This is a genomic window from Petrotoga halophila DSM 16923, assembly GCF_002924615.1.
In genome coordinates this window covers 1-9,531 of sequence record NZ_JALY01000125.1, presented here as the reverse complement: position 1 = coordinate 9,531, position 9,531 = coordinate 1, and the positions used below count along the sequence as shown (strand labels likewise).

At 33.1% G+C, this 9,531-nt stretch carries 11 protein-coding genes; 1 reads left to right on the top strand and 10 read right to left on the bottom strand.

Annotated features, from left to right (window positions below):
• From AA81_RS05845 to AA81_RS05815, 7 genes are all read right to left on the bottom strand, one after another.
• Positions 1–154 (bottom strand): dihydrodipicolinate synthase family protein (locus AA81_RS05845; protein ID WP_211292665.1); only part of this gene is annotated, 154 nt, incomplete at its 3' end.
• Between the two features lie 146 nt (positions 155–300).
• Positions 301–741: a PspC domain-containing protein gene (locus AA81_RS05840; RefSeq protein ID WP_169999625.1), complete on the bottom strand. Its 441-nt coding sequence runs from the start codon at positions 739–741 to the stop codon at positions 301–303.
• 25 nt (positions 742–766) lie between these two features.
• Positions 767–1,312 carry a DUF402 domain-containing protein gene (locus AA81_RS05835; RefSeq protein WP_103898510.1) on the bottom strand — a complete coding sequence of 182 codons (546 nt, stop codon included), beginning with the start codon at positions 1,310–1,312 and terminating at the stop codon, positions 767–769.
• 22 nt (positions 1,313–1,334) lie between these two features.
• The gene (locus AA81_RS05830) at positions 1,335–2,567 is read right to left on the bottom strand and encodes a DUF1015 domain-containing protein (RefSeq protein ID WP_103898509.1); all 1,233 of its coding nucleotides are present in this window, start codon (positions 2,565–2,567) and stop codon (positions 1,335–1,337) included.
• Positions 2,568–2,569: 2 nt separating this feature from the next.
• Entirely contained in the window at positions 2,570–3,007 is a 438-nt protein-coding gene (gene ybeY / locus AA81_RS05825) for an rRNA maturation RNase YbeY (RefSeq protein ID WP_245863484.1), read from the bottom strand.
• A gap of 7 nt (positions 3,008–3,014) precedes the next feature.
• Entirely contained in the window at positions 3,015–4,430 is a 1,416-nt protein-coding gene (locus AA81_RS05820; RefSeq protein WP_103898508.1) for an HDIG domain-containing metalloprotein, read from the bottom strand.
• A 22-nt stretch (positions 4,431–4,452) separates the two neighbouring features.
• Positions 4,453–5,334: a PhoH family protein gene (locus AA81_RS05815; RefSeq protein ID WP_103898512.1), complete on the bottom strand. Its 882-nt coding sequence runs from the start codon at positions 5,332–5,334 to the stop codon at positions 4,453–4,455.
• Between the two features lie 214 nt (positions 5,335–5,548).
• On the opposite strand from AA81_RS05815, the gene ylqF reads away from it, so the two are divergent.
• On the top strand, positions 5,549–6,364 hold the full coding sequence (gene ylqF, locus AA81_RS05810; protein WP_103898507.1) for a ribosome biogenesis GTPase YlqF: 816 nt from the start codon (positions 5,549–5,551) through the stop codon (positions 6,362–6,364).
• Positions 6,365–6,388: 24 nt separating this feature from the next.
• Here the strand turns inward: ylqF and pduL are convergent, their stop codons facing one another.
• The 3 genes from pduL to AA81_RS05795 form a co-directional block, all read right to left on the bottom strand.
• Entirely contained in the window at positions 6,389–6,979 is a 591-nt protein-coding gene (gene pduL / locus AA81_RS05805) for a phosphate propanoyltransferase (protein ID WP_103898506.1), read from the bottom strand.
• Positions 6,980–7,093: 114 nt separating this feature from the next.
• Positions 7,094–8,191, bottom strand: coding sequence for a ribosome biogenesis GTPase YqeH (gene yqeH / locus AA81_RS05800; RefSeq protein WP_103898505.1), 1,098 nt, complete (start codon positions 8,189–8,191; stop codon positions 7,094–7,096).
• 149 nt (positions 8,192–8,340) lie between these two features.
• Positions 8,341–9,531, bottom strand: a 1,191-nt coding sequence (locus AA81_RS05795; protein WP_103898504.1) for an MFS transporter, incomplete at its 5' end; no start/stop codon positions are given.

Below are 9,531 nucleotides of genomic sequence, written 5' to 3'. Positions count from 1 at the left end.
CAATAGCAGGTGCTTCTCCAGTAGTTCCTAAAACTATTAAACTGTCAACACCGTTATCAAGCGGATATTTAACAAAAGTTTTTAATGAATTATAATCGACGTTTGTTTCCTTGTCGAAAGGTGTGATAATAGCTGTTCCAACACCAGTAAACATTTGGAATTCCTCCTTTAAAGTTTTATATCTCTGTTTATAGCGCCCTTTCGCCCTGCTTCCCACCCTTATTAAAGAAGGGACCTGCGGTCCCTTAGACCCCGCAGCCCGCCCCTAAGGATAAAAGAGTCTTTGCCCTTCGTCCAAAATTATTTTTTGGTTCTTGATTTGGAAATTAAATATGCTCCAATTCCTATCAGCAATATACTTATTACGATTTTGATAAAATTTCTAAAGAAGAATGTAGAAGGAGTTATTATACTTACTAAAATAATTAGCCCAATTACGATAAATAGTAAAGCAAACAAACCTATGACGACTTTTCTGTCTTCGTCTTCTATATTATGTGAAATATGACTATGCTCGTTTTCGGGTGTTTCTTCAAATTGTTCAGAATAATTATTTCCTTGAGGTTGAGGGGGAATTATAAAAATTGCGATTATATACAAAATAACCCCGAATCCCCAAACTAGGCTTAAAACAATCCATAGCAGCCGTATGATGACTGGATCTATTTGGAAATATTCCCCTAAGCCTCCACAAACGCCAGCTAAAATCTTGTTTTCTCTGGAACGATAAAGTTTTCTCAATATTTTCCCCTCCAGTTATGAGTTATTATACTATACTAGTTTTGTTTTTCAAAAGCCAATTAATAGCGTTTGTACCAAATCTGAGTTGAAGAGCGCCAATTATACCCAAATAATTAAAATTATTAATAAACTGCTCAAGAGTTATTAAAATCTTTTGTATATCAGAAAAAGTGATTTTTTTGCAATCAAAAGCATTTAATAATTCGTCCATATCGAGTATTTTGTATTTTAAGTTGTTATAAACTAGAAGATCTAATTCTTGATCTTGAAATTCAATATTGCCGCTGCTGACATTGTATTTACCAAAATCTATATAAACGAGATATTTAGACATTTCACCTTTCTCATCATGATAATAGGTTAGCATAACGTTATCACTGGGGCATAGTATGCGTTTTATGAAATCAACCGAGTTATGAGAAGATAAAATCTTCCATTTTCTTTTTATTCCGTATAGGTTATTTTCAAATACCTTTATTTCATCTACTTGAATTTTTTCATCAACGGTATGAGTTTTTATTGTTTCGATTTTGTTTTTTAAATTAAAATTATAGTATTTTATAACTACCACCTCTAACGCGTGGGAAAAAGTGCTAGCTTAATTTGTGAATTAATAAGCCACTCCTCAATTTTGGTTCAAACCAAGTGGATTTAGGCGGCATTATCTTGTTCATGTCTGCAACTTTTAAGAGTTGGTCTATTTGGGTGGGATACATAGAAAATCCAACTTTCCAATCTTTTTTGTCTACCCACTTTTCGATTTCTTTTACACCTCTAATACCACCAAGGAAATATATTCTTGGATCGCTTCTGGGATCTTTTATGGAAAATATGGGATCTAATAAATATTTTTGCAATATTTGTACATCAAGGTTTTCAACAGGGTCTTCACTTTCTTCACCTTTAAATGTGAGTTTGTACCATTTTTTTTGAAGATACATACCAAAGGAGTGAGGGGAATCAGGAGAATAGGGTGAGAATGGGGCTTCTTCTACTTCAAAATAGGAACCGATCTTTTTCAAAAATTCTTCTTCTTTTAAACCGTTTAGATCTTTAACTATTCTATTGTATGGGAGTACCCTGAGTTCATTGTGTGGGAAAATGACCGCCATAAAATAATTGTAGGGTTTATCCAAAGAGTAATTCGTGTCTTTTTCTTTCATTATTTTTTGAGCTCTGGAAGCTGCAGCAGCTCTATGGTGTCCATCTACAATGTAAAGATAATCGATACTATTGAAAGCTTTTTCGATTTGTTCCTTTTCGTCTTCTTCTTGGATTTTGATAAGTTCATGTTTCACATTGTTTTCATCGCAAAAGGAATAAAGAATTTCTTTGTTTTTTATAATCTGGTTAATAATTGTTTTTAAATCTTCCTGGGCTTTATAGGTTAAGAAAACGGGTCCAGTTTGTGCATTTAAATTTAATATGTGATTTGTCCTATCGTTTTCTTTGTCTCTTCTGGTTAATTCATGCTTTTTTACAATTCCTTTATCGTACTCATCCACACTCACAACAGCAAAAAAACCTGTTTGAGAAACCCCTTTCCAGGTTTCACAATAAATATAAAAAGATGGCTCGGAATCTTTGATTAATACTCCATTTTTTATAAAAGATTTGAGATTTTCGTTGGCTTTTTTGTAAATAGCCTCTTTAGAATCTTCTTCAGCCTCTACTTCGGGCCTTGTTACTCTCAAAAAAGAATTTGGATTTCTAGAGATTATTTCCTTAACTTCATCCTCTTCAAGTACATCGTAGGGTGGGCAAGAGAAACACTGTTCTATCCCTTTATATGGTCTTAAAGCTTTAAAAGGTTTTACTGTAGCCAACACTATCTCCTCCCGTTTTTAATTAATTGATGAAAATATTGATCTTGGACTTCAAACATCTTTTTGGCATCTTCTTCAGAGTTTTCATGATCGTACCCAACGATATGTAGTAAGCCATGAATAAGTATATAATAGAATTCTTCTTCAAAGGAATTGCCAAAATCAGGCGCCTGTTTTTCTATACTTTCAACAGACATGACAATATCTCCAAGGACAGGTTCATTTAAACCATATGAAAAGGATAAAACATCTGTCGGTGTACTTTTGCCTCTATAGTTATTGTATTCGCTTATACTCTTATCGTTGGTAATTAGTATGTTTAATTCAAAATTTCCTTCGCCAACCTCATTTAAAAGAACTTTTTTGGCGATATCTTTGATTTTTTTAGTGTCTATCGTTCTTAAATCTTGTTGGTTTATAACGTTTATTTTCAAAGGCATTCTCCCTCTACTCTCTAAGTTCTTTTGCCTCAACTTTGGGGTAGGATATCCTTTTATGGTTCATTTCCATTATTGTTCTAACAATACGACCTTTCATCTTTTTGATTTCTTTAAGTGTTAATCCACAATCATCTAACTGTCCTTCAAAAAAAAGAGAATTTATCAAATTATCAAGCTTTTCATTAAGGTCCACAGCGTTTAAGTCTTGCATACTTCTTACCATGGCTTCGGTTACATCACATATCATTAGTATGGCAGCTTCCTTAAATTTAGGAATGGGTCCAGGGTATCTGAACATGTTGGTATCTTTTATCCCTGTTTGATTATAATATTCGCTGTAAAAGAATTGCTTAACCCTTGTACCATGATGCTGTGCTATCATATCCTCTATTAGTATGGGTAAACGGTGTTTTTTTGCCAATTCGATACCATAGGTAACATGGTTGTTTAATATCAAAGAGCTTAATTTAGCACTTATATCGGAATGAGGGTTTTTATTCTTTTGGTTTTCTGTGAAAAACTGAGGTCTCCACACCTTCCCTATATCGTGGAAATAAGAACCTACCCTAGCTAATACAGTATTTCCATTGATAATTTCAGAAGAACTTTCCGCTAAGTTAGATATGATCATGCTGTGATAGTATGTCCCAGGTGCTTTCAAAGAAAGATTTTTTAGCAAGGGATTGCTTAAATTACCCAGTTCCAATAAACCAATTTCTGAATAAACTCTGGTTAAGTATTCAAAGAAAGGTAAAATACCCATGGTTACCAACATGCTTAAAAAATTACTTTCGATTATTATGAGATAGTCCAAAGGAGTATAGTATAAGTTAATTACATAAGCAACGATAATTTGTGTTAAACTAGCCCAAAAAAATGGAAGTATTATCTCTATTCTTCTTTTGATCTTTCTGGATGATAGTGCGACAACCGCTGCAGGTAAAAATAAGAAAATTGTGAATTTCAAATCAAATCCGAATAAAATACCAAAGTAAGCAGAAAATATGAGACCTGAAATTAAGCCAGTAGAGTAATCTATTAGTAAAGTTATTATCAAAGTACTCAATATTATTGATATTGCAAATATATTCACATATTTATAAACAAAAAGATTCAGTAAGATATTGAAAAAGAGCGGCGTTAAAAAAGCCGCCCAGTAATTTTTAGGATGAAGTTGAAACATTTTGTTCCTAGATAAAAAAAATTCTGCGATAAATATCCAAAAAACAAGAAAAACTAGGTTAAAACTTAATTGAAAATTCAACGAAATTCTGTTGAAAATGAGCCATTCAGTGAATAAGGCTAAAAATATAAAAAGAATCATCCTAATTATAAAACCCTTATTTTTAGAAAAAAATAGATTTGCTTTTTGAAAAAGACTTTTATTAGTTCGCTTAGTATTTTCAGTACTTTTGTTCTTCATACAGCGGAAAACACTTCCTTATTTATACAGAGTTTTCATAATCTTCGTAGGCTTTTATAATCTCTTTTACTAAAGGATTTCTTACCACATCGTTATTTGAAAGTTCAATGAATTTTATTCCTGAAATGTTTCCATTCAAAACCTTTCTAACAGAAAGTAGTCCTGAATCTTTCTTTTTTTCTAAATCTATTTGGGTTACATCTCCAGTAATGACCGCCTTAGTGTTGAATCCTATCCTTGTTAAAAACATTTTCATTTGTTGATAAGTTGTATTTTGAGCTTCATCTAAAATAATATAAGAATTGTTTAACGTTCTACCTCTCATGTAAGCTAACGGTAGTATTTCTATAATACCTTTTTCTCTGTATGAAATCAGTTTGTCAGTATCCATAAAATCAAGCAAGGCGTCATACAATGGTCTTAAATAAGGGTCAATCTTTTCATAAAAGCTACCAGGTAAAAAACCTAGTTTTTCTCCTGCTTCAACTGCAGGTCTTGTTAGTATTATCCTTTGAACTTTACCCGATCTTAAATAATCTACCGCCATAGCAACTGCAAGATATGTTTTGCCAGTTCCGGCTGGTCCTATACTAAAAACTATGTCATTATTTTTTAAGTAGTCGATGTAATTCGCTTGGCCCTCAGTTTTTGCGAATATTTGAGTACCCACAATGCGGGTATTGATCACATCTTTCATCGATTTTTTCTTTTCTTCAGTCTTAGAACCATTCCCGTTGGTTTTATACCTAGAAACCACGTATTGGAATTCATCCCAATCGATTAAATGCCCTTCGTCTAAAATTTCTAAAAGTTCTGTGAATATCTTTGATGTTTTATTGACCGAGTCGTCATCCTTTCCTTCAATGAAAATTTTTCTGTTTTTGTAATGTATATCTACGTTCATCTCTTTTTTTATGTACTTTGTCCGACTATCATAAGCCCCAAAAATTTCAATCGGTTCCACATTCTCAGGTATAGAGATAGAATATCTCAGAATAGATTATCCCTCCTCTTTGATTTTTTTACAAATTAAGGTATACTTTTATCACTTAGATTATACCACAATTTAAGTAAAATAAGAATCATAGTAAAAACAACTGTTTAAAGGGGTTAAAAGCATGTGGTATCCAGGGCATATAGAAAAAACCAAATCTTTGATAAAAAAGCATTTGAGACTCGCCAATGCTGTAGTAGAAATTCTCGATGCAAGGGTTCCATACGCCAGCAGGGCGTATGAAGAGGAGCAACTTTTCAGGAACAAAAAAAGAATAATTATTCTGAATAAAAAAGACCTTTGCGACATGAAAAAAACTAAGTTATGGGAAAAGTATTATAAAGAGAAAGGTGAGGATGTTTTTTCACTTAGCCTCAATGAATTCAATGTGAAAGACTTTTTTTTAAACTACATTTATCCCATCGTCCCTCAAAAGTTCAATGAAAAAACTCTTATGATAGTTGGTATACCAAATGTTGGTAAGTCTACTTTCATAAACCGTCTAAAAGGGAAAAAGTCTGCAGCAGTCGGCAATAAACCTGGAATAACAAGGGGTTTACAGTGGATAACCGTATCCAAAGACTTAAAAATTCTTGATACACCAGGTGTACTATATCCAAAACTTTTCAGAAAAGATCTTGTGAACAAATTAATTCTAATTGGCTCTCTAAAAGCAGAAGATTCGGAAATGGACGAAGCACTCTTCTATCTTTTTGACTTTTTGAAACGAGAGTATACTACTATTTTGGATTCAGTTTTAGAAGAATGGGACAACTGTGAAAATGCAATTGAGTTCATTGAAAAATTTTGTATGAAGAGAAATTTTCTAAAAAAAGGCGGGGTTCCAGATTACGAAAGGGGAAGAAATATCTTTCTAAAAGAAATATCCGATGGGAAATATGGGGGGATAACCTATGAAATCCCTTCTGATATTGATTAAAAAAACCGGTGTTAACACCGGTTTTTAGAATTTTTCTATAATTTTGACATAATCTCCGTTGTTGAGCAAAGCTGCATTAGCTTCGTCGATATCAACATGAAACTCTAATGCAAATTTTTCACTAACTCTAATCAAAACATCTTGAAAAACAAGTCTTCTTCCTTCTTTGTCACAATATACTGAAACTAAGTCTTTATCTTTAACGCCATAATGTTCAGCATCCCTTGGGAGCATATGTATGTGCCTTTTGGCAATAATTACACCTTTCTTTAATTCTATTTCGCCAAGAGGCCCTTTTATTGTAATCCCAGGTGTTCCTTCTATATCTCCGGAGTCTCTAACGGGAGGGGTTACTCCCAATTTAAAAGAATCGCTTCTAGAGATTTCAACTTGTGACTCCTTTCTCACCGGTCCTAATATTCTCACTTTTTGGAAAGCTCCCTTTGGTCCTATCAAATCTATACATTCTTCAGATGCGTATTGCCCGGGTTGCCCCAATGGTCTTAAAGGAGTTAATTCATAACCTTTACCAAACAACTTTTCCAGATCCTCTTGTGATAAATGTACGTGCCTATTTGATACTCCAACAACGATTCCTGGTTCTTTCAATTGCAAGTTTTAACACCTCCATAAATGATGAAATCCTACTCTCTTTAGAAGCTCGAAAACTCTATAGGCAGCGCCCCTTCGCCTAGCAGCCCACCCGCAATTGGCCCTTATGAAATCTTCCTATTTCATCGATTTTCTTACCAGATATCTAAACTCTTTAGGTTTTGAAATTTCTACTATTAAAGGGCCTCTTTTTACAGAAAGCCATCCCACTCCGGGAAGGGCTATATCATTTCCCTTATCAATCTTTACAATTTCTTTTTCAAACTCTATTTGGTTAAAATCAAAATTTTCATCATAAGGCGGAAATAAAACTTTTCTATTATGAAGTAAATCATTAATTCTTTCTTCTTTTGCCCTATGAGCCGATATCTCTTCTGGAAGAAATACCGTGATTATAGGGGGTAAATTGTTAACCCCATTCTTTAAAACTTTTAACCAGAACAATCCACTTATAAAAAGAACATTTTTTTCATTCACTGTGAAAGTTTTATTCCTAATCTTTTTAGAAGGAACCATCTTAACCTGAGTATAAATATCAAAAAAATCGCATAACCTGTCTTGAGTGAAAATACCTGGTGTATCGAACAATTGTAAGTTTGTGTTAGGTAATTTTGCTTTTAATACTTTTAAAGTAGTTCCAGAATATGCACTTACAGTTATTTCTCCCCCCACAAGTCTGTTTAAAAAAGATGATTTACCTACATTGGTTACACCTACTACCAAAACCTTTTCTTTCTCTGTTTGTAAAAGCAGTTTTTTTGTTTTTTCGATTCCCATACCCGTTTTAACGCTGACCATTCTTACATGATCATCTGGTATATTTAAACCCATTTCTTTTATTCTCAAAAGCAACCACTTTTTTAAATTTTCGTAAGGTGTGCTTTTTGGTAGAAGATCTATTTTATTAACTATTAAAAAAATATTTTTCCCTTTTAATTTTTCAACAATCTCTTTTCTAAATGTGCCGTCGAAATCTATTACATCGACTACCCACAAAACCGTTTTGAAATCCCTTAAAATTTTGTCAATCTCATGGGAAAAATCGGAATTTATAGTGATAGGCAACAAATAATTATAATGCTTTAATTTAAAGCATCTTTGACAAACTACAGATTCATTATTTTCTACTTTTTCTTTTAGCACACTTTCAGGTATATACCCTGGTTTTTTAGGGTTTTCTGTTTGTATCTCTACACCACAGCCTTCACATTTCATAAGAATATCGACTCCATTAGAAAAACTTTTTAAGTGGGATGAAATTCGCAATTATTTTCCCATAAAATAGTTTCTAACATTTGAACCTATGTTAAAAAAACCCCAATACTCACTTATTTTTGAGTATTGGGGCAAAAGGTTTTTGTGACTCAATCAACCTCTTTTTTCATAGTTTCGGGTAGAAAGGTAAAATTCAGTATCCCTGTCAACATGAAAAGGATTGCAATTCCTATTAATCCAATATTTATGTTGCCTCTTTCAAGAAAATATGAAGTATAAAAAGGTGCGATGAAGCCAGAGAACCTAGTTAAAGCACCTGATACACCATTAGCCGTTCCTCTCATAGAAGTTGGATAAAGTTCAGGAGTGTAAGCATATGTCAACCCCCACTCACCCATACAAAAAATGGAAACCACTAGACTAAAAATCAATACTAATATATTTGAAGAAACACTGGCGAATATAACGAAAGAAATAGCTGTTCCTAAAGCAAATAATAAAACACTTTTTCTTCTTCCAATCTTCTCAATAAGATACGCTGCCAATAAATATCCAGGCAACTGGGCTAAAAACATGTAAAACGTGTACCAATCTGTTAAAACAAGATCCACACCTTTTTGGGCTAAAATCCCTTTCACCCAAACGAAAATACCATAATATCCAAAACTCATAGTAAACCATAAGAGAAGAATATTCAGACTTCTAACCAAATAACCTTTTTTAAAAAGTGCATTAATGGTTACTTTTTCTTTCTTAGGTAAAGTAATTTTTTCTTGAATGTTGTAATTAAAAAGTTTTTCAAACTCCTCTTTTTTCTCTCTTATTAGCAAGTACTTTGGAGATTCAGGGACGGTAAATAAAAGCAAAAAAGGAATAAACCCAGCCCCTAAAAATATGTAATCCAATCTCCAAGTAAAATTTCTTGCAATAAACATATGGATAATAGCGATGAATATGCTTCCAATTGCCCAGCTGCTCTCTAAATAAACTAGGTATTTGCCTCTAATTGAAACATTCAAAAATTCTGTTAAATATGCGTTTAAAACAGGCATCGAGCCTCCAAAACCAATACCAGATAAAATCCTAAAAATAATGAAAAGAGTTGGAGAACCTATAAAACCACTAAGAACACTGAAAAAACTTCCCATAAACAACAGAAACATTGCGGACTTCTTTCTACCAAAGTAATCCGAGATTATTCCAGCGCTTAATGTGCCTATAAACATGCCTATAAAAGTAGAACTAGCAATCGTTGAAGCGAAAATGTTGGATAAGTTCCACTCTTGTATAAGCAGCGGAAGAGTAAAAGAGGTTATCATAACATATGCAGCTACAACAGC